Origin of the sequence: Pseudomonas helvetica, from assembly GCF_039908645.1 — a bacterium.
Classification (GTDB): domain Bacteria; phylum Pseudomonadota; class Gammaproteobacteria; order Pseudomonadales; family Pseudomonadaceae; genus Aquipseudomonas; species Aquipseudomonas helvetica.
Window position 1 is genome coordinate 5,547,597 of record NZ_CP150917.1, and the last position, 19,237, is coordinate 5,566,833.

16 protein-coding genes are annotated in these 19,237 nt (G+C 60.9%); 9 read left to right on the forward strand and 7 right to left on the reverse strand.

The window, feature by feature from the left end; genetic code table 11:
• Nucleotides 1–765, reverse strand: coding sequence for a DUF2076 domain-containing protein (locus AABM55_RS25590; protein ID WP_103317480.1), 765 nt, complete (start codon nt 763–765; stop codon nt 1–3).
• A 177-nt stretch (nt 766–942) separates the two neighbouring features.
• Here AABM55_RS25590 and AABM55_RS25595 point away from each other — a divergent pair, with 177 nt between their 5' ends.
• Both AABM55_RS25595 and AABM55_RS25600 read left to right on the forward strand, forming a co-directional pair.
• A complete protein-coding gene (locus tag AABM55_RS25595) occupies nt 943–1,617 on the forward strand; it encodes a YciC family protein (RefSeq protein WP_054594181.1) in 675 nt (224 codons plus the stop codon).
• A 73-nt stretch (nt 1,618–1,690) separates the two neighbouring features.
• The gene (locus AABM55_RS25600; RefSeq protein WP_347928097.1) at nt 1,691–2,770 is read left to right on the forward strand and encodes an endonuclease/exonuclease/phosphatase family protein; all 1,080 of its coding nucleotides are present in this window, start codon (nt 1,691–1,693) and stop codon (nt 2,768–2,770) included.
• 165 nt (nt 2,771–2,935) lie between these two features.
• Here AABM55_RS25600 and hrpB read toward each other — a convergent pair whose 3' ends face one another.
• Nucleotides 2,936–5,467 carry an ATP-dependent helicase HrpB gene (hrpB, locus tag AABM55_RS25605; RefSeq protein ID WP_347928098.1) on the reverse strand — a complete coding sequence of 844 codons (2,532 nt, stop codon included), beginning with the start codon at nt 5,465–5,467 and terminating at the stop codon, nt 2,936–2,938.
• Nucleotides 5,468–5,576: 109 nt separating this feature from the next.
• On the opposite strand from hrpB, the gene AABM55_RS25610 reads away from it, so the two are divergent.
• Nucleotides 5,577–5,996: a hypothetical protein gene (locus tag AABM55_RS25610; RefSeq protein WP_054594184.1), complete on the forward strand. Its 420-nt coding sequence runs from the start codon at nt 5,577–5,579 to the stop codon at nt 5,994–5,996.
• A gap of 28 nt (nt 5,997–6,024) precedes the next feature.
• On the forward strand, nt 6,025–6,930 hold the full coding sequence (locus AABM55_RS25615; protein ID WP_054594185.1) for a cation diffusion facilitator family transporter: 906 nt from the start codon (nt 6,025–6,027) through the stop codon (nt 6,928–6,930).
• On the opposite strand, the gene AABM55_RS25620 is transcribed toward AABM55_RS25615, so the two are convergent.
• Nucleotides 6,915–8,063, reverse strand: coding sequence for a DUF6515 family protein (locus AABM55_RS25620; protein ID WP_347928099.1), 1,149 nt, complete (start codon nt 8,061–8,063; stop codon nt 6,915–6,917). The two genes, AABM55_RS25615 and AABM55_RS25620, sit on opposite strands and share 16 nt — an antisense overlap.
• A gap of 435 nt (nt 8,064–8,498) precedes the next feature.
• Here AABM55_RS25620 and AABM55_RS25625 point away from each other — a divergent pair, with 435 nt between their 5' ends.
• Nucleotides 8,499–8,978 (forward strand): Lrp/AsnC family transcriptional regulator, encoded by a 480-nt coding sequence (locus AABM55_RS25625; protein WP_007894448.1) that lies wholly within the window; start codon nt 8,499–8,501, stop codon nt 8,976–8,978.
• Nucleotides 8,979–9,217: 239 nt separating this feature from the next.
• Nucleotides 9,218–9,427: a DUF2788 domain-containing protein gene (locus tag AABM55_RS25630; protein WP_003185724.1), complete on the forward strand. Its 210-nt coding sequence runs from the start codon at nt 9,218–9,220 to the stop codon at nt 9,425–9,427.
• Here AABM55_RS25630 and AABM55_RS25635 read toward each other — a convergent pair.
• The 4 genes from AABM55_RS25635 to AABM55_RS25650 form a co-directional block, all read right to left on the reverse strand.
• Nucleotides 9,422–10,063 (reverse strand): pseudouridine synthase, encoded by a 642-nt coding sequence (locus AABM55_RS25635; protein ID WP_054594187.1) that lies wholly within the window; start codon nt 10,061–10,063, stop codon nt 9,422–9,424. The genes AABM55_RS25630 and AABM55_RS25635 overlap by 6 nt on opposite strands.
• A 71-nt stretch (nt 10,064–10,134) precedes the next feature.
• The gene (gene amn / locus AABM55_RS25640) at nt 10,135–11,634 is read right to left on the reverse strand and encodes an AMP nucleosidase (protein WP_162491269.1); all 1,500 of its coding nucleotides are present in this window, start codon (nt 11,632–11,634) and stop codon (nt 10,135–10,137) included.
• A gap of 112 nt (nt 11,635–11,746) precedes the next feature.
• Nucleotides 11,747–13,396 (reverse strand): acyl-CoA dehydrogenase family protein, encoded by a 1,650-nt coding sequence (locus AABM55_RS25645; protein WP_347928100.1) that lies wholly within the window; start codon nt 13,394–13,396, stop codon nt 11,747–11,749.
• Between the two features lie 74 nt (nt 13,397–13,470).
• Complete coding sequence (locus AABM55_RS25650; protein WP_347928101.1) at nt 13,471–15,858, reverse strand: 7TM diverse intracellular signaling domain-containing protein; 2,388 nt, start codon at nt 15,856–15,858, stop codon at nt 13,471–13,473.
• Nucleotides 15,859–16,297: 439 nt separating this feature from the next.
• On the opposite strand from AABM55_RS25650, the gene AABM55_RS25655 reads away from it, so the two are divergent.
• Genes AABM55_RS25655 through hemL form a run of 3 tightly spaced genes read left to right on the forward strand, consistent with a single transcriptional unit; the run spans nt 16,298 to nt 19,053 of the window.
• On the forward strand, nt 16,298–17,095 hold the full coding sequence (locus AABM55_RS25655; protein WP_019691830.1) for a hydroxymethylpyrimidine/phosphomethylpyrimidine kinase: 798 nt from the start codon (nt 16,298–16,300) through the stop codon (nt 17,093–17,095).
• Nucleotides 17,096–17,113: 18 nt separating this feature from the next.
• A complete protein-coding gene (gene thiE, locus AABM55_RS25660; RefSeq protein WP_145016355.1) occupies nt 17,114–17,737 on the forward strand; it encodes a thiamine phosphate synthase in 624 nt (207 codons plus the stop codon).
• Between the two features lie 32 nt (nt 17,738–17,769).
• Nucleotides 17,770–19,053 (forward strand): glutamate-1-semialdehyde 2,1-aminomutase, encoded by a 1,284-nt coding sequence (hemL, locus tag AABM55_RS25665; RefSeq protein WP_347928102.1) that lies wholly within the window; start codon nt 17,770–17,772, stop codon nt 19,051–19,053.
• Nucleotides 19,054–19,237: the final 184 nt, after the last annotated feature.

Here is a 19,237-nt window from a genome sequence, read left to right on the forward strand (position 1 = left end):
TCAGACGAAGGAATCGTCGTCATCACCACCGAAGAATGAGCTGTCGTCGCTGTCGTCGGCGTCTGCAAACCCACCCTGATCGTTGTTGTTCCAGGAGTCGTTGTTGGCCAGGCGCTCGTTGTCATTCACTTGAGCCGGCTCTTCCTTGATGACTTCAACGATTTCCTGCGGCTGCTGCTGATTGCTGTGGAACAGGCTGCTGATGCCCTGCGCCAGCATCACACCACCGGCCACGCCGGCTGCGGTTTTCAAGGCCCCGCCGAGAAAGCTGCTGCCGGCTGCCGGCGCCTGTTGCTGGGGTGCCGCATAGTTCTGTTGTGGGGCACCAAAGCCCTGCTGTGGCGCGCCATAGTTTTGTGGCGGTGGCGCAGAAGGCCGCGCCGGTTCACGCCAGCCGCCGCTCGACGCTGGAGCGCTCTGGGCCGGTGCAGGCTGTGGATCACGGGAGCCACCGAAGATGCTCGACAGGAAACCACCGCCGCTGTTGCTCGGTGCCGGTGCGGAGGCCTGGGCCCTGGCTTGTTGCAGTTCGGCTTGCAGTTGCTGAATTTGCTGGGTGAGCTGTTTGTTTTGCTCGTCGAGGCTCTTGATCGCCGCCTCTTGCACCAGAATCGCCTGAGTCATGAAATAGCCCGCTGCTGGCTGGCGGCTCAGGTGCTCCTTGATCCGCGCCTCGGCCAGAGCATCGCGTGGGGCTGAATCCGTTTCGGCCTGTTGCAGCCGTGAAAACAGTCCATCGATCAGGGTTTGTTCTTCGCTGTTCATGGCGACCTCATAGATTGCCGGAAAATCGTTGCCCTTTTCCCTTATGGATAAGGTGCCCCCTAGTTATGGGGCTGTTGCTGATTGTTTCAATGGCCTTTACCGAACGTTTACGTTTGCTCGACTACCGGTCGCATCGGTTACAGTGTCGACATACTTTGTAATCAGCGAAAGCGACCGATGAATCCGTTAGACGTACTCCGCGACTCCCTGTATTTCTTCCAGCGCAACCTGGGCCGCATCGTGCCGCTGTGTCTGCCGTTGGTCGTGCTTGAAGCCTTGCTTCAGCAACTGGTCGACCACTCCCAGGGGCCAGACGCCTTTCCCGGCTATAGCGTGATTGTCGGGTTGCTGGTGTATCCGCTGTACACCGCTGCGCTGATCCTGTTTCTCGATGCCCGCAGCCGTGGCGAATCGCCGCGCACCCTGGCCCTGTTGTCGGCGTCGCTCAGCCTGTGGCCGCGTTTTGCGCTGCTGACGGCGGTCAACACCTTGCTGATTCTGGTGGGGTTATCGCTGTATTTCCTGCCAGGTATCTGGCTGATGGTGATGCTCGCCTTTGCCGAATACCTGCTGGTGCTGCGCAACATGCAGCCACTGGAGGCCATCCGGGAAAGCATGCGCCTGGCCCGCGGCAATTTCCTGCGCATCCTGCTGTGCATTCTCTGCGTGATGGGCCCGTTGTGGATGCTCAAAGGCGCGAGCATGGCCATCTATCCGGAGCCGCAGAACCCGGCACTGTCGCTGATCATCGAAAGCGTCCACAGCTTTCTGCAACTGTTCACCAGCGTGGTGCTGTTTCGTCTGTTCATGTTGATCAGCGAGGCCCCCGACAAAACCGAAGGCAGCGCCTGACAGCTCTACCCTTGGGGTCTGGGCCGGCCTCGGTTATGCTCGGGCTCAACTTTGTAACGCCATAAGCCGAGCCATGACCCGCCTACTGCGCTACACCCTGCTGGGCCTGCTGATACTCGTCAGCCTGCTGTTTTCCTTTCTCTACAGCCTGACCTGGCGCCCCGACGCCAAGGAAACGCTCCCCGTCAGTTGCAGCACCAGCGCACCTGTGCTGGTGCCGGGGCAGGCGTTGAAGGTGATGACCTGGAACGTCCAGTACCTGGCAGGCAAACGCTATGTGTTCTGGAATGACCTGGCTCACGGCCCTGACGAAAGTCCGACTCCGGAAGACATGGCCTTCAGCCTTGATGAAGTGGCACGGGTCATCCGCGATGAGCAGCCGGACCTGGTCCTATTGCAGGAACTGGATGATGACGCCAAGGCCAGCGGCTATCAGAACCAGCTCAAGTTGCTCCAGGAACGCCTGGCCGACCTCTATCCTTGCAGCACGCACGCCTTCGACTGGAAGGCCGACTTCGTTCCCGATCCACATATTTTCGGCAGCGTTGGCCGGCAATTGGCGACCTTGAGCCGCTACCAGATCGAACACGCCGAACGCCTGCAGTTGCCTGAAGCGCCAATCAATTTCATCAGCCGTCAGTTCCAGCCGAAAAACGCCCTGTTGGTGAGTTACCTGCCGCTACGCGATGGCGGGCAAATGGCGGTGCTCAACACTCACCTCGATCGGGCAGTGCAGCCTGATGGGGCCCAGCAGGCGAAGGTGACAGCGGTTGCCAAGGTACTCGACACGTATGAAGGTCGCGGCACGCCGTGGCTGATCGGTGGCGACTTCAACCTGTTGCCGCTGGGCCAGTATCAACGCCTCGCGCCCGAACAGCGCTCGCCCTATTCCGCCGACAGCGCGCTACATGTGCTGTGGGACAAGTACCCAATGATCCCGACCAACAACGAGGCCAGCGGTGTCGATCGGGACCAGTGGCTGACCCATTACCCTAACGACCCCGACCTCAACGGCCCGGACCGCACCGTCGACTACCTGTTCTACAGCCCGCGGATCAAACGGATTGAAGCGCAAGTACGGCAGGACGATACGCTGCGCATCTCCGATCACCTGCCGGTGATTGCACGGTTTCTACTCCCCGTCGCCCCCTAGAGCAAATAAATAACCTGTGGCGAGGGGGCTTGCCCCCGTTTGGCTGCGTAGCAGTCGTAAATCGGCAAATGCGGTGTACCTGATAAAACGTAGTGACAGGTTCATACGGGGGCAAGCCCCCTCGCCACAGGATTAGTGTCCGCCACTGCGCACTACAAAGCCCGTCTACTTACGCGGCTTGGCCCGCGCCGTGGCCTCGGCCACCAACGGGTCATCCGGCCAGTAATGTTTCGGATAACGGCCCTTGAGGTCCTTCTTCACCTCGGCATAAGTGCTGCGCCAGAAGTTCGCCAGGTCCTGGGTGACCTGCACCGGCCGCCGCGCCGGTGACAGCAAATGCAGCTTGACCACCTGCCGGCCACCGGCAATGCGCGGGGTTTCGGCAAGGCCGAACAGCTCCTGCAAACGCACCGCGAGAATCGGTGGCTGCTCGCTGTAATCCAGACGAATCGATGAACCGGAGGGCACGCTCAGATGATGCGGCGCCTGCTCATCGAGGCGTTGCGGCAATGGCCACGGCAGCAGGTTATGCACAAAGCTCGACACATCCAGGCTGGCGAAATGGCTGAGCCGTGAAACCCGTCCCAGGTACGGCATCAACCAGTGTTCCAGACTGGCCAGCAACGCCGCATCACTGACGTCCGGCCACTCACTCTCGCCCTGCTTGTTCAAGTCCAGCTGACGCAGCAATGCCACTCGCGCCTGCCACTGACGCAACTCCGGGGTCCACGGCAATAGCTCCAACCCCTTACGGCGCACCAGATTGACCAACGCCTGGCTGCGCGCGGTTTCATCAAGACCGGTCAACGGTTCGCGACAGAGCACCAACTCGCCCACCTTGCGCTGACGCTCGGCCCGCAGCACGCCTTCGCGCTCGTCCCAATCGAGTTGATCGACGCAACGCACCTGCTCCGCCAACACCGAATCGAACAGCGCCGGATCAAAGTCCGCCGCCAGATAAATCCGTTCTTCGCGCTGCCCCTGACGGCTGCCCAGGTCGGCGATCACCAGCCAGGGTTGTTTCATCAGGCTGTCGGCCTCGGCGAACAACGCCGCACGACCGTTGGCCAGACGATACTCCGCACCACCGGCGCGGCGCTGTTGGGCGACGCGGTCCGGATAAGCCAGCGCCAGCAACGCGCCGAGCCAGCGCGGATGCTCCGGATCGCTGACCGGCGACTCGGCTTTGCCACGCAGATAACCACGATATTGCCGGGCCAATTGCCGCGCCCGCTGCACACCACCCTGAGCGCCACGCGCCGCCCGTTCTTCGCCGGACAACAGCACCAGACGACTGTGCAGATCCGCACCGACACCGCGCAAAATGTCCCGTTCACCGAGTAATGCAGCGACGTCGCAAGCCATGTTCGCCAGCCCCAACGCCTGCCCACGCAGTAACAGATGCGCGATACGCGGATGCGCCGGCAGTTCGGCCATGGCCTGCCCGTGGCGAGTGAGTTTCCAGTCTTCAGCGGACGAACCCTGCAACGCGCCAAGGCGTTCGAGCAAGTCCTGCGCCTGTGCATAAGCCGCCGCCGGAGGTACATCGAGCCAGATCAACTGTCCAGGCGTCACGCCCCAACGCCCGAGCTGCAGGGCAAGCCCGGCAAGGTCGGCAGAGAGAATTTCCGGGCTGGCGTAGGCCGCCAGTTGTTCGTGTTGATCCTGCGACCACAGCCGATAACACACGCCCGGTTCCAACCGTCCTGCGCGGCCGGCACGCTGGGTGGCGCTGGCGCGGGAGATGCGCTGGGTGTCGAGGCGGGTCATGCCGCTGCCGGGGTCGAAACGCGGCACTCGCGCCAGCCCGGCGTCGATGACTACGCGCACGCCATTAATGGTCAAACTGGTTTCGGCGATGTTGGTGGCCAGCACCACTTTGCGTTGGCCAGGTGGCGCCGGATCGATGGCCGCACGCTGCGCCGCCAGATCGAGCTCGCCATGCAACGGGCAGAGCAACACCTCGGAACGCTCGCCCAAGGCATCCGCCAACTGCTGATGCACGCGACGGATTTCCGCTTGCCCGGGTAGGAACACCAACAAGCTGCCCGCTTCATCGTTCAGCGCGTCGAGAATGGTTTGCACCACTCGTGGCTCGATGAATTCACCTGGCTGAAACGGCCGGCCCCAGCGCATCGTCACCGGGTACATGCGACCTTCGCTGCGCAGGATCGGTGCGTCATTCAGCAGTCCGGCGAGGCGCTCGCCTTCAAGCGTCGCCGACATCAGCAGGATCTTCAGCGGCTGCTCATCCCGAAACAACTCGCGGCCATTCAGGCTCAGGGCCAGCGCGAGGTCGGCATCGAGGCTACGCTCGTGGTATTCGTCGAAAATCAGCAGACCCACACCGTCCAGCGCCGGGTCCTCCTGCAAGCGACGCGTGAGGATGCCTTCGGTGACCACTTCGATGCGCGTGTTCGGCCCAACCTTGCTGTCCAGGCGAATCCGGTATCCGACGGTTTCGCCGACTTTCTCGCCGAGCTCGCTGGCCAGCCGTTCGGCCGCCGCCCGCGCGGCCAGCCGACGCGGTTCAAGCATGAGGATGGTTTGCCCGGCCAGCCATGGCTCATCCAACATCGCCAATGGTACGCGGGTGGTTTTACCGGCGCCGGGCGGTGCTTCGAGCACGGCTTCGTGGCGTGTCGCCAAGGCTTCACGCAGCGCGGGTAAAACTTCATCAATTGGCAAAGAAATCATGCTGGCTCCAAAACAGAGGCGCGAGTATAACGGCGAACTGCCTGGCGTTAATCACGGTCCTAATTCATACCGACGACGTTTCGTTTCAAGTTTGCTCAGGAGATTTATTATGCGTGCTCCATTTCGCCTGATTGGCGGTCTATTGGTTGCAACCCTGCTGACCCAAGTGACCGCATGCGGTTCGATTTTCTACCCGGATCGCCGGGGCCAGATCGATGGCAAGATCGACCCGGCGATTGCGGCGCTCGACGCCGTGGGCCTGCTGTTCTATATCATCCCCGGACTCGTCGCGTTTGCCATAGACTTCACCACCGGCGCGATTTACTTCGAACCCGGCAAGACCGCACAAGTGGCGCCGGAGAAACTCCAGCAGGCCATTGATGCCGACGGCAAGGTCGATAACCACAAGTTGCAGGCCATTCTCGAAAGCGAACTGGGCCGCAGCTTCCCGCTGGATGATCCGCGCCTGATCCAGCACAAGGGCAGCGTTCAGCAACTGGCCTTGCTCGGCCTGCAACCCGCTGCTTGATGCACAACACCGAGGAAACGCTCCACCTATGACCAGCAGCCCGGAACACGCTCGCCTGTTACGCCTCGCCACCCGCGCCTCTGTAGCGGTGGCGAGCACACTCATTGTCGCCAAGGCCATTGCCTGGTGGCTGAGCGGATCGGTGAGCATGCTCGCCGGGCTGACGGACTCGGCACTCGACGGCGTGACGTCGCTGCTCAATCTGTTGGCGGTGCATTACGCGTTGCGCCCGGCCGATGACGATCACCGCTACGGGCACGGCAAGGCGGAATCCTTGTCGGGCATGGCTCAGGCACTGTTCATCGGCGGCAGCGCGGTATTGATCGCGTATCAGGCATTCGAGCGCCTGAAACACCCGGAACCGGTGGGCGCGCCGTGGATCAGCATTGGCGTGATCATCTTTTCCCTGGTCCTGACCCTGGCGCTGCTGATGCTGCAACACCGGGTGATCCGCGAAACCGGCTCCAGCGCGGTGCGTGCCGACTCACTGCATTACCGTTCCGACATGATGCTCAACGGCAGCATCCTGGTCGCGTTGGTACTGGCCGGTTTTGGCTGGCATCAAGTCGATGCCTGGTTCGGCCTGGGGATCGCCGTCTACATTTTGTGGAGCGCAATACAAATCGCCCGGGAAAGTTTTGCCGTGCTGATGGATGAAGAACTGCCACCGGACGTCAGCCAGCACATGCTCGAACTGGCGTGCAGCGTGCCCGGTGTACTTGGCGCACACGACTTGCGAACGCGGATCTCCGGCAGTCACTGGTTCGTGCAATTGCACCTGGAGTTGCCGGGGGAGCTGACGCTGTCAGTCGCTCACGGCATCAGCGATCAAGCAGCGGACGCCATTCACGCCGTTTACCCGCGAGCCGAAGTGTTGGTGCACGCCGACCCGCAGGAAATGGTGACAGCCGTCCGGAATCAGAAAGTGACCTGATAACCGCGTGAGACAAGGCAATTGCCTTCGGCCTGGCGGTAAGTCTGTACCACCTGTGGCGCCGGCTGATAGGTCACGGTCCGTGGATCAAACCCGCTCTGCTGGACCGCCCAACGATAACAATCGTAACCGTCCTGAGTGACCTGCTCGGGCGACTGCCCATTGATCGGGTACGCCACCACGTCATAACCACTGCTGACGGGTTGTGGTTCCGGGTTGCCTACCGGTGGCTCAACCACAACGTAGTCTTGAGTGCTTTCCTCGTAGGCGTAGTATGCGCCTGCTGCCAGAAACATCAGCGCGCCACCGATCCACACCTCCTGAGCGTAATCGGGCAGATACCTCACACGGATCCCGCGAGGCGGTTGGACCACCACATAACGCGGCCCGTTCGGGCGATACCAATAGCCACCGGAGTAGAAGTAATCCTGCCCACGGTACGGCACACGGTCGTGGCGCTCAGGGAAGCGGTCGATTATTTGACCTGGCCGATACCGCGGACCATCACCCCAGCCGTTGCCATGTCCTTCCGGACGTCCCGGCCAGCGACGCTCATCCCGATGCTCATCGCGACCACCGGCCTGCCAACGCTGGTTGTAATCGTTGCGCCGTGGAACGTCCTGATAGTAGCCGCGCTGTGGCTCCTGGGTTTGGCGAACAGTGTCCGGACGGCCCTGGATCGGCAGGTTGTTCGCCGGCGCAGGCGCGGGTCGAACTTGAACCTGGCCATTGGGCTCGTGTCGCTGACGGTTCTGCCAGTCGCCTCCCGGATTCTGATCGTTGTGTTCGAACTGACGGCTGTTGTTGCCGCGAATGATTTCAGGCTGTGGACGTGGCTGATTGAATTGGGGACGTGGCTGGTTGGGCTCGATGCGAGGTTGATTGTTTTGCGGGTGCTGCTGGATGTTTTCCACGCGAGGCGGGTTGTTTTCGGGACGCGGTTGATTACCTCCCTGATGACCTTCACCGCCACGCTCGTGCTGACCACCACCGTTATTGTGTTGCTGCTGCTGTTGCTGCTGTTGCTGCCTACGAAGGAGTTCCTCCCCACCCTGACCTTCTGCCAGCAATGGTGCGCTGACACTTGCACACAACACACCAACACCTGCCATACGCCAGATGCGCGACTTCATGCTATTCCTCACTACGGTGGTGACCTATACGTAAGACTGGTAAAGCACAGGCCGGTTCAGCAACAGGTTATCAGTCACGAGACTTATTTTGCAGGCCATAAAAGGTGTTTCGCGGGCAATAAAAAAGGGAGACCCGTCGGCCTCCCCTTGAGAACTTCGTCCGTGCTCGACGCTTTTGACGTCGGCTCACCTCACTCCGTCTTCTGGACAGTGTGTAGCCCGGGGGCCAACTCAACCCCTGTGGGAGTGGTGGCCGCGGCTGGCCTGATTCGGCGGGCCGCTGTGGACTGTTTGTCCGGGCAGTGATTCTGGTGATAAGAATAGGCTTGAGGTGGCGACAGAGGATTGCGAAGATTGCTCAAATAAACATGACTTGCGCAATTTTTCATCACGGATAGATAATCCACCGCAATAGTTAAGACAAAGGCCTGATTCATGAGCAAACTCGACCGATACGACTTGAGCATTTTGGCGGAATTGCAACGCGACGCGCGCATCTCCAATCAGGAGCTCGCCGAACGCATCGGCCTGTCGCCATCGCCTTGTTCGCGACGGGTAAAGCAGCTTGAAGACGACGGCTACATCACCCGCCAGGTCGCCCTGCTCGACCGCAAGATGCTCGGCCTGAGCCTGACCGCCTACGTGTTGATCGGCATGGATCGGCACACGCCCGAGCGCTTCGAAAACTTCGAAGCCGCCATCCGCACCTTGCCACAAGTGCTCGAATGCAGCCTGGTGACCGGAATGGACGCCGACTATCAACTCAAGGTGGTGGTGCCGGACATGGACCACTACCAGAAACTGCTGCTCGGCCACCTGACCCGCATTGAAGGCGTGACCAGCGTGCGCTCAAGCTTTGTACTGAACCAGGTGCTCAACAGCACCGAGTTGCCACTGACTCACCTGCGCAGCTAATCCCGCTTTTGTGGCGAGGGGGCTTGCTCCCGTTCGGCCGCGCAGCGGTCGTATAGCGGTCCATATGTTGTGCCTGAAACAACTCGATTGCAGTATTCAGGACTGCTTTGCAGCCCAACGGGGGCAAGCCCCCTCGCCACATAAACCTGCGGCAGACCGACGCACGTCAATGCGCCGCCAATATCCATTGGCGTATACTTCCCCGGCCTTTTTTGCCCCGCCCGCGCTGGAGATAATCGATGGATCCTGCAGTATTTGAAGAGTGGATGATGACCGGCCTGGTCAGCATCCTGATTATTTTCATGGGTTTCATCGTCTGGGATCTGGCGAAAAAATCCAAGGCCGGACGCTTCGGCTCGTTCATCCTGTTCTTCGTGCTGGGTCTGGGCGTGGCTGCGTTCGTCATCAAGAGTGTGGTGATCGGCCTGATCGAATCCGGCGCTTTATAAGCGCGCCGGCACTTCTTTCCACTGGCCCTGATCGAGGCCTTCGATGGTCCAGTCGCCGATTCGCACCCGCACCAGACGCAGAGTCGGCAAGCCAACCGCAGCGGTCATGCGCCGCACCTGACGGTTACGCCCTTCACGAATCACCAATTCCAGCCAACTGGTCGGCACGCTTTTGCGAAAGCGCACCGGCGGGTTACGCGGCCATAGCTCAGGTTCTTCCAGTTGCCGCGCCTGCGCCGGCAAGGTCATGCCGTCATTCAACTCGACGCCCTCGCGCAAGCGCTGCAATTGCTCGGCGCTCGGCTCGCCTTCCACTTGTACCCAATAGGTCTTGGCCAACTTGTGTTTCGGATCAGCGATGCGCGCCTGAAGCTGGCCATCGTTGGTCAGCAGCAGCAAGCCTTCGCTGTCACGGTCCAGCCGTCCTGCCGGGTAGATCCCGGGAATCTCGATATAGTCCTTGAGCGTCGCCCGCCCTTCACCGTCGCTGAACTGCGTCAGCACATCGAAGGGTTTGTTGAACAAAATCAGCTTCGGCTCGGCCGGCGGTGCTTTGGCAACACGTCGCGGGGCTGAAGAGGATTGCGCAGGTTTCACGCCGGGGCGGCGGGAAGCAGGACGAGGAGGACGCGGCATGGCAAAAACAACATCTAACGGTCAGGGCTGCCAATGCTAGTGCCCCGACCGCTAAATGACCATGACAACAATCAGCGGAACGGCGGTTCGTCGAAGCTGCGCAGTTTGCGCGAGTGCAACGAGTTGAGCTCGGTGCGCAGCAGATCCACCGCCGCGATGCCGATCTTCAAGTGCTGGCTGACCGCACGCTCATAGAAAGCGTTGGCCGAACCGGGCAACTTGATTTCGCTGTGCAGCGGCTTGTCCGACACACACAGCAAGGTGCCGTACGGCACGCGCAGACGATAGCCTTGCGCAGCGATGGTGCCGCTTTCCATGTCCACGGCAACCGCGCGAGACAGGTTGATCAACGGACGCTCCTGAGCCCAACGCAATTCCCAGTTACGGTCGTCGTAGGTCAGCACGGTGCCGGTGCGCAGGCGTTTCTTCAGGTCATCGCCCTTTTCGCCGGTGACGTTGGCTGCCGCTTGCTGCAAGGCCATCTGCACTTCGGCCAAGGCCGGAATCGGAATGTTCGGCGGCACCACCCGGTCGAGAATCCCGTCACGACGCATATAAGCGTGGGCCAGCACGTAATCACCGATGGTCTGCGACTGCCGCAGGCCGCCGCAGTGACCGATCATCAGCCAGCAATGCGGGCGCAATACAGCCAAGTGGTCGGTGATGTTCTTGGCGTTGGACGGGCCGACACCAATGTTAACCAGGGTGACGCCGTGGCCGTCAGAGGCTTGCAGGTGATAGGCCGGCATTTGATAACGGTGCCAGACCACGCCTGCGGCAATGGAAGACGCTTCGCCGTGATCCATGCTCTTTTCGATGATCACGTTGCCTGGCAAGACCATGCGCACGAAACGCGGATCGGTGCGCAGTTGCTCCAGGCCATGGGTGATGAACTGGTCGACATAACGGTGGTAGTTGGTCAGCAGGATCCACGGCTGCACATGGCGCCAGTCGCTGCCGGTGTAGTGCACCAGACGGCGCAGAGAGAAATCCACTCGCGCGGCATCAAACAATGCCAATGGCAGCGGGTCGGTGTTTTCCCAGTCGTACAAACCATCGGCAATGCCATCGGTGGCGGCCGACAAATCGGTGCTCGGGAACACTCGCGCCAGTACCGCCGCAGTGACGCCGGAGCCCGCCAGTTCATCGCCCTGCTCGACCACGTACGGATACGGGATGTTCTGCTCACTGACGCCGACCTCCACCGTCACGGTGAAGTCGTGCATCAGCGGCACCAGCTGTTCCAGCAAATACTTACGGAATGCCGCCGGATGGGTGACGGTGACACTGTAGGTCCCCGGCAACTGGACTTTGGCGTAAGCCCGCGTGGTCTGTGGGACTTCGCCCTGACAAAGGTAGGTCAGGCGTAATTCCGGATAACGAAACATCGCACGCTGCTCGGCGTCGGGTTCGATGCGGTCCTTCAGATAACGCTTGAGCGCCTGACTCAACGCCGTGGTGGCCCGCTCGTGCAGAGCGGCAAGCCGATCGACGGCTTGTTCGGCGGTTTGAACGACAATAAAGGCTTCGGTCACGATCAGCTTCCTGTGTTCTGACTTGCAGACCTTCATCTTGCCTGTATCGCCGCCTCACGGAAACACCGGAATATCCGTAGGAGCAAAGCTTGCTCGCGATGGCGCCCTCAAGGACGCCATCGCCGGCAAGCCGTGCTCCTACAAAAGCTTAAAAACCTTGAGGGGTCGAACGCGCCACAATCGCTTCCACATCCAGACCACGCGGCAAGGTGCCGTAAACCCGGCCGGCCGTTCCCAATCGGCTGGCGATGAAGGCATCGCTGACGGCGGTGTTGCCTGCTTCGAGCAACAGCTTGGCTTGCAGGCCCAGGGCGATGTCTTCGGTCAGTTGTCGGGCGCGGTATTGAATGTCATCGGTGTCCTTGAACGCCGCCTGCAACTGGCTGATGTGTGCGGCCAGACGCTTGTCGCCATGACCGTCACCAAGTTCGCTGAACAGCGCATCGAGCACGCCCGGCTCTTTCGACAGCGCTCGCAACACGTCAAGGCACTGAACGTTGCCAGAACCTTCCCACGTCGAGTTCACCGGCGCCTCACGGTACAGGCGCGGCAGAATGCTGTCTTCGACATAACCCGCACCGCCCATGCATTCGGCGGCTTCGTTGATCATGGCTGGCGCACGTTTGCAGATCCAGTATTTGCCCACTGCCGTTACCAGTCGGGCGAATTTGGCCTCCTGAGTGTCATCAAGGTGATCCAGCGCCCGGCCCATGCGCAGGCTCAACGCCAGCGCGGCTTCGCTTTCCAGCGCCAGGTCGGCGAGCACGTTTTGCATCAACGGTTGTTCACTGAGCAATTTACCGCCAACCATCCGGTGGGCGCAGTGATGGCTGGCCTGGGTCAATGCCTGGCGCATCAGGGCGCTGGAGCCGACCATGCAATCGAAGCGGGTCATGGCCACCATCTCGATGATGGTCGGCACGCCGCGACCCTCTTCGCCGATCATCCACGCCAGCGCCCCGCGAAACTCGACTTCGCTGGAGGCATTGGAGCAATTGCCGAGTTTGTTTTTCAGCCGCTGGATGTAGAACTGGTTGCGCGTATCATCCGGGCGATGGCGTGGCAGCAGGAAACAGGTCAGGCCCTTGTCGGTTTGCGCCAGGGTCAGGAAGGCGTCGCACATTGGCGCCGAGCAGAACCATTTGTGTCCCACCAGCTCATACGCCTGGCCAGGCCCCGCAGCGCCAACCGGGTAAGCCTTGGTGGTGTTGGCCCGAACGTCGGTGCCGCCCTGTTTCTCGGTCATTGCCATGCCGATGGTGACGCCGGCCTTGTGGGCCATGCCGACATTGCGCGGGTCATACTCGGTGGCGAGAATTTTCGGTAGCCACTGTTTGGCGATGTCCGGTTGCAGGCGCAATGCCGGGACACTGGCGAAGGTCATGGTCAGCGGGCAGCCACTGCCGGCTTCGGCCTGGCTGTGCAGGTAGCTCATGGCCGCACGGGCAACGTGGGCACCCGACTGCGGATCGGTCCAGGGCAAGGAGGTCAAGCCGTGCTCGACCGCCGTGCGCATGAGCTCATGGTAGGCCGGGTGAAACTCCACCAGATCAATGCGGTGGCCATAGCGATCATGGCTGGAGAAGACCGGCTTGTTCTGGTTGGCCAGGAACCCCGCTTCCATCAACGGACCGCCGGCCAAAGCGCCATACGCATCGATGCGCGCGTCAGCCCAACCCGCCCCGAAACGCCGCGCCCACTCTTGCAACGGCAGGTCGATGCGGTAGAGGTTGGTCCCGTCCAGCGATGGCGGCTGGTTGGTAACTTCGTGGGTTTCGGCGAACTGATGCAGGTTCATGGCGGGGCCTCCTTGGGTCAGTTGAGACCTTCAGTTAAGCACCGCCTCCCCACCGAACAAAGTGGCATATCCGCCTAAATATCGGCGCTTTCACCTTGTTTAGGACAAAGCACCCGACGATAGAGCGTCGCCTGCAACTCCTCGAATTTCACCGGTTTGCCAAGGTAATCGGTCAATCCCTGCTCAAGATCCAGGCCCTGTGCCGAGACCACCGCCGCCAGCACCGGCAACTCGGCATAACCGGGCAGCGCGCGGATCCGGCTGTCGATCGACAGTCCGTCGAGCAGCGGCAACGGACAGTCGATCAGCACCGCGTCGAACGATTCGCGACGCAAAAACTCCAGCGCCGCCTCACCGCTGTCGGCGCTGCGAACCCGATAGCCGAGCTTGAGCAACATGCCACGCACAACCAATTGATTGATGCTGTTGTCGTCGACCAGCAACACCGCGCAGTCCTGCGGTGCGCGTAAGCGGACGCTGCCGTGAACCTGACGCGATTGAGCGACAACCGGTTGCACAACATTCACCACGTCAAACTCGACATCAAGCTGGAAGCGGCTACCGCGTCCGGGCTCGGAACGATGAGTCAAACGTCCGCCAAGCAGCTCGACCAATTGCCGACAAATCGCCAGACCGACACCCAACCCACCGTATTCGCGAGTCATCGAGCCGTCGAGCTGGAAGAACCGCTGATACAGCGTGGCTTCACCCAGATCGGTGAAACCGATGCCGGTGTCGATCACGGCGAAAGACAGCGCCAGACGCCCCTCTTCGGCAAACTTGCCGCTGACCCGCAAGGCCAGTCCACCCACCCGGGTGAACTTGATCGCGTTATCCAGCAAGCACTCCAGACTTTGCGCCAGCTTGGCGCTGTCACCGTGCAGACGGTCGGGTAGCCCCGGGGTCAGATCGACCTTGAAGTCCAAGGCCTTGCTCGCGGCATTGGCGGCGAACTGCTGCTGCAAGGTCTCGACCATCGCGCGCAAGCTGAATGCTTCGGGGTACACCTTGAGTCGGCCGGCCTGCAATTCAGTCAGGGTCAGAATGCCGTTGACCATGCGCATCATGTCCCGTGCCGAACCGGCAGCCGTTTGTTGATACTGCTCAAGCTCCGGGTCGAGGTCGACGGTCTGCATCAACTCCAGCGAACCGATCACGCCGTTCATCGGCGTACGCAGTTCGTGGGTCAGCGTCGCGAGAAATTCATCCTTGAGCTGGTTACTGCGGGCCAGTTGCTGGTTCAACACTTCGAGCTTCTGCCCGGCGTCAAACAGCGTCTGCGCCTGCTGCTCGCGCATGGCGTTGATCCGGTCAGCCAGGGCCAGCGACAGCAGCGCAACTTCAATCGCCGAGCCGATCTGACTGGCATACATGGTCAGGAACATGTTGGGCAGATAGCCGAGCACCATCAATGTATTGACGACACCGCCAAGCAGGAACGCCGACCAGGCAATGATGAAGTAGCGCGCCACCCGCAAGCCGCGCCACCAGGCGAAAATCCCGGCGAAGAAAATCACTACAGTGAAGATCAACGCCAACGCCGTCGCCAGGCGCAAGGCCAGGGCGTAGCTGGTCATCAACGACAACCCAACCACCACTGCGCTGCACGCAATCAACACCAACAGCAAGCGATCAAGCCAGCGACTGCAACTGGCCGTTTGCAGGAAGCTGCGGGCGAACTGGCTACCGAACAGGGCGGCGCTGCCAATGAAAAACGGTGTCGAGGCGTTGGCCCACCACGGGTTGTTCGGCCAGAAATACTCGACTGCCGCGCCGTTGACCGACAGTTGGTAGAGGCCGAATGAGCCGATATAAAAGATGTAATAAAGGTAACTGGTGTCACGCACGCTCAGGTAGATGAACAGGTTGTAGACCAGCATCCCGAGTAGCACGCCGTAAATCAGACCGAGCACATACAGGCGCAAGGGCTGGTCTTCCAGATAGGCGGTGCTCGACCAAAGGGTCAGTGGCGCCTGGATCGAACCCTCGCTTTGCAGGCGCAAATACAGCGTTTCGCGCTGATCGGGGACGAAGTCCAGTTTGAACAGGTAGTTGTTTTGTCGAACCTGGCGACTGGCGAACGGCAAGGTATCGCCGGTACGACTGACCAATCGATATTCACCGGTGCTGTCCGGCACATAGAGGTCGATATGGTCCATCGGCGGATAAGCCAGCTCCAGCAGCCATCTGCGTTGAGCGTCGGGGGCTTTCGGGCGGTAGTGCAGATCGACTTTCAACCAGAACGCCGAATGCGAGTAACCGGCGTTCAGCGTGTCTTTGTCGTGGGTCTTGAAGTTGCCGGCCGCCGCTTGCGCGCGCACATCGGCGATGGATGCAGTGCCGGCGACATCTTCGTACACCTGCATGACTCGTCCCAAGGGGAGGCTTTGGGTGAGCTCATCAAAATCGGCTGCGGCCACCAACATCGGCAAGCTCAACAGCAACATCAGCAAATAGCGCATAAAGCCCCAGCGTGGCCAGTCCGGTTGTGTCAGGAAGCCCCCCATTCCCTTTGAGTAGACGTAAAACCGGCATTACCTGTTATTGGTTTGGATCCACTCTAGCATAGCCGCTGATGGCCATTAAACACCATTGGAAAATTTAGTCTAAAGGCTCTAGAACAGGCCTTTCAGAGCGAATGGCAAAACCGGAAATGTTGAGTCGGTCAGATTGTGACAATGCCAACAAGGTTGATGCGCACCTGTGGCGAGGGAGCTTGCTCCCGTCGGCCGGTCCGCGTTCGGGCGTAGCCGTCGTAAAGTCAGCCGACGCGGTCTAACTGAAAGATCGTTTTGGGGCGGCTTCGCCGCCCAGCGGGAGCAAGCTCCCTCGCCACAATGTATCGGCAGAACAGGTTGGCACAGCACCCGAAAAAGATGTTTGGTGGTAAGCTCGCGCACCATGAATATCTACAGCTCTCGCCCCGTTGTCCTCTGTCTCTCCGGCCACGACCCAAGTGGTGGCGCCGGCTTGCAGGCAGATATCGAAGCCCTGCTCGCTCAGGGTTGTCATGCTGCCCCGGCAGTGACTGCGCTGACTGTGCAAGACACGGTCAACGTCAGTGACTTCCGCGTTCTCGACCGTGAGTGGGTGCTGGCGCAAGCCAACGCCGTGCTCAACGACTCGACGGTCGCGGCAGTCAAGCTGGGCATGCTCGGCTCACTGGAAATGGTCGACACCGTGGTCGAACTGCTTCAGGCGCATCCGCATCTGCCGGTGGTCTGTGACCCGGTATTGCGCGCCGGTGGTGGCGGACGACTGGGCAAGGACGAGGTCGGCTACGCCATGCGCGAGCGCCTGCTGCCACTGGCGATCATCGCCACCCCTAACCTCCCGGAAGCACGCATCCTTGCCGAATTGCCCGAAGGCACGGCCGATGAATGCGCAGAAAAACTCCTGCCTTACGTCAAGCACCTGCTGATCACCGGCGGTCATGGCGACGAACACGAAGTGCATAATCGCCTGTACAGCCGCGACGGCAGCCGCCACACCTACACCTGCCAGCGCCTGCCCGGCAGCTATCATGGTTCGGGCTGCACCTTGGCCAGCGCCCTGGCCGGACGCCTGGCCCAGGGCGAACACCTGGCCAGCGCGGTACAGTCGGCACTCAATTACACGTGGCGCACCCTGCGAGACGCCGAACAGCTGGGCAAAGGCCAGTTCGTGCCACGCCGTCTGCCGCTGGATTTTTGCTCGTAACGCCATGAGGCCTGCACGATGAAATTACGTGGCCTGTACGCCATTACCGACAGCCAACTGCTGGCCGGCAAGTTCCTGCCTTACGTGGAGGCTGCGCTGGACGGCGGCGTCACGCTGCTGCAGTACCGCGACAAAAGCACCGACGAAGCCCGCCGACTGCGTGAGGCCGAGGCCCTGCATGACCTGTGCGGACGCTACAAGACCCAGCTGATCATCAATGACGACGCCGAACTGGCCGCGCGCCTGGGCGTCGGCGTACACCTGGGGCAGACCGATGGCCCGCTGACCCCGGCCCGCTCGCTGCTGGGTCGCCAGGCGATCATCGGTTCGACCTGCCACGCGCAACTCGAACTCGCCGAACAAGCGGCAAAGGAAGGCGCCAGTTACGTCGCCTTCGGCCGCTTCTTCAACTCCAACACCAAGCCCGGCGCGCCGACCTGCAGTCTCGAACTGCTCGATCAGGCCCGCAGCAAACTGCACCTGCCGATCTGCGCGATCGGCGGCATCACCCTCGACAACGCCGCCCCGCTGGTGGCCCACGGAGTTGATCTGCTGGCCGTGGTTCACGGGCTGTTTGGTGCCGAAGACACTCAAGAAGTGACGCGCCGTGCCCGCGCCTTCAACGACTTGTTCAAAGCTTAAGTATTCAATTACCGATTTTTGAGAGCCCAATCATGTCTCGTTCCGAAACCCTGTTTGCCAATGCCCAGAAACACATTCCCGGCGGCGTGAACTCGCCTGTGCGTGCCTTCAAGAGCGTCGGCGGCACGCCGCTGTTCTTCAAGCACGCCGAAGGCGCCTACGTGACGGACGAAGACAACAAGCGTTATGTCGATTACGTCGGCTCCTGGGGCCCGATGATTCTCGGCCACAGCCACCCGGACGTGCTCGACGCCGTGCGCAAGCAACTTGAACACGGTCTGTCCTACGGCGCCCCGACCGAGATGGAAACCGAGATGGCCGACCTGGTCTGCTCGATCGTGCCGTCGATGGAAATGGTGCGCATGGTCAGCTCCGGCACCGAAGCGACCATGAGCGCCATTCGCCTGGCCCGTGGTTTCACCGGCCGCGACAGCATCATCAAGTTCGAAGGTTGCTACCACGGTCACTCCGACAGCCTGTTGGTGAAAGCCGGCTCCGGCCTGCTGACCCAAGGCGTGCCAAGTTCTGCCGGGGTTCCTGCGGCCTTCGCCAAGCACACCCTGACGCTGCCATTCAACGACATCGACGCCGTTGAAAAAATGCTCGCCGAAGTTGGCCAGGAAGTGGCGTGCATCATCGTCGAGCCAGTGGCGGGCAACATGAACTGCGTGCCGCCAGCGCCAGGTTTCCTCGAAGGCCTGCGCACCCTGTGTGACAAACACGGCGTGGTGCTGATCTTCGACGAAGTGATGACCGGTTTCCGCGTGGCACTGGGTGGGGCCCAGGCGTATTACGGCGTAACCCCGGACCTGAGCACCTTCGGCAAGATTATCGGTGGCGGCATGCCGGTCGGCTGCTTCGGCGGCAAACGCGAAATCATGTCGCACATCGCGCCGCTGGGTCCGGTTTACCAGGCGGGCACGCTGTCGGGTAACCCGTTGGCCATGGCCGCCGGCCTGACCACCCTGCGCCTGATCAGCCGCCCGGGCTTTCACGCCGAACTCAGCGAGTACACCAGTCGCCTGCTCGATGGCCTGCAACAGCGCGCCGACGCCGCTGGCATCCCGTTCGTGACCACCCAGGCCGGTGGCATGTTTGGCCTGTACTTCAGCGGCGCCGACGACATCGTGACCTTCGATGACGTGATGGCCAGCGATGCCAACCTGTTCAAGCGCTTCTTCCACCTGATGCTTGAAGGTGGCGTGTACCTGGCACCGAGCGCCTTCGAAGCCGGTTTCACCTCGATCGCTCACGGCGAAGCCGAGCTGAAGCTGACGCTGGACGCTGCTGAACGTGCATTCGCTGCATTGAAGTAATGCAATAGACGCTGACGTCGACGATTGTCGGCGTCAGCTTTATCCTACCTGCCTAGCTTATTTCTTACGCGATACTGATAATTCCCCCAAAAGCGGCAGATATATTCCCCGCGCGGCAGAAAAACGAGTAAAGACTTTGTAAGGTGGGTCCTGCTTATTTCATAATGCGCGCTTATTGGATCCC

Bases quoted from the DNA above. Each gene is read 5' to 3' on its own strand.
- AABM55_RS25590 (WP_103317480.1), bottom strand. From the start codon at position 765: ATGAACAGCGAAGAACAAACCCTGATCGATGGACTGTTTTCACGGCTG.
- AABM55_RS25595 (WP_054594181.1), top strand. From the start codon at position 943: ATGAATCCGTTAGACGTACTCCGCGACTCCCTGTATTTCTTCCAGCGC.
- AABM55_RS25600 (WP_347928097.1), top strand. From the start codon at position 1,691: ATGACCCGCCTACTGCGCTACACCCTGCTGGGCCTGCTGATACTCGTC.
- hrpB (WP_347928098.1), bottom strand. From the start codon at position 5,467: ATGATTTCTTTGCCAATTGATGAAGTTTTACCCGCGCTGCGTGAAGCC.
- AABM55_RS25610 (WP_054594184.1), top strand. From the start codon at position 5,577: ATGCGTGCTCCATTTCGCCTGATTGGCGGTCTATTGGTTGCAACCCTG.
- AABM55_RS25615 (WP_054594185.1), top strand. From the start codon at position 6,025: ATGACCAGCAGCCCGGAACACGCTCGCCTGTTACGCCTCGCCACCCGC.
- AABM55_RS25620 (WP_347928099.1), bottom strand. From the start codon at position 8,063: ATGAAGTCGCGCATCTGGCGTATGGCAGGTGTTGGTGTGTTGTGTGCA.
- AABM55_RS25625 (WP_007894448.1), top strand. From the start codon at position 8,499: ATGAGCAAACTCGACCGATACGACTTGAGCATTTTGGCGGAATTGCAA.
- AABM55_RS25630 (WP_003185724.1), top strand. From the start codon at position 9,218: ATGGATCCTGCAGTATTTGAAGAGTGGATGATGACCGGCCTGGTCAGC.
- AABM55_RS25635 (WP_054594187.1), bottom strand. From the start codon at position 10,063: ATGCCGCGTCCTCCTCGTCCTGCTTCCCGCCGCCCCGGCGTGAAACCT.
- amn (WP_162491269.1), bottom strand. From the start codon at position 11,634: ATGAAGGTCTGCAAGTCAGAACACAGGAAGCTGATCGTGACCGAAGCC.
- AABM55_RS25645 (WP_347928100.1), bottom strand. From the start codon at position 13,396: ATGAACCTGCATCAGTTCGCCGAAACCCACGAAGTTACCAACCAGCCG.
- AABM55_RS25650 (WP_347928101.1), bottom strand. From the start codon at position 15,858: ATGCGCTATTTGCTGATGTTGCTGTTGAGCTTGCCGATGTTGGTGGCC.
- AABM55_RS25655 (WP_019691830.1), top strand. From the start codon at position 16,298: ATGAATATCTACAGCTCTCGCCCCGTTGTCCTCTGTCTCTCCGGCCAC.
- thiE (WP_145016355.1), top strand. From the start codon at position 17,114: ATGAAATTACGTGGCCTGTACGCCATTACCGACAGCCAACTGCTGGCC.
- hemL (WP_347928102.1), top strand. From the start codon at position 17,770: ATGTCTCGTTCCGAAACCCTGTTTGCCAATGCCCAGAAACACATTCCC.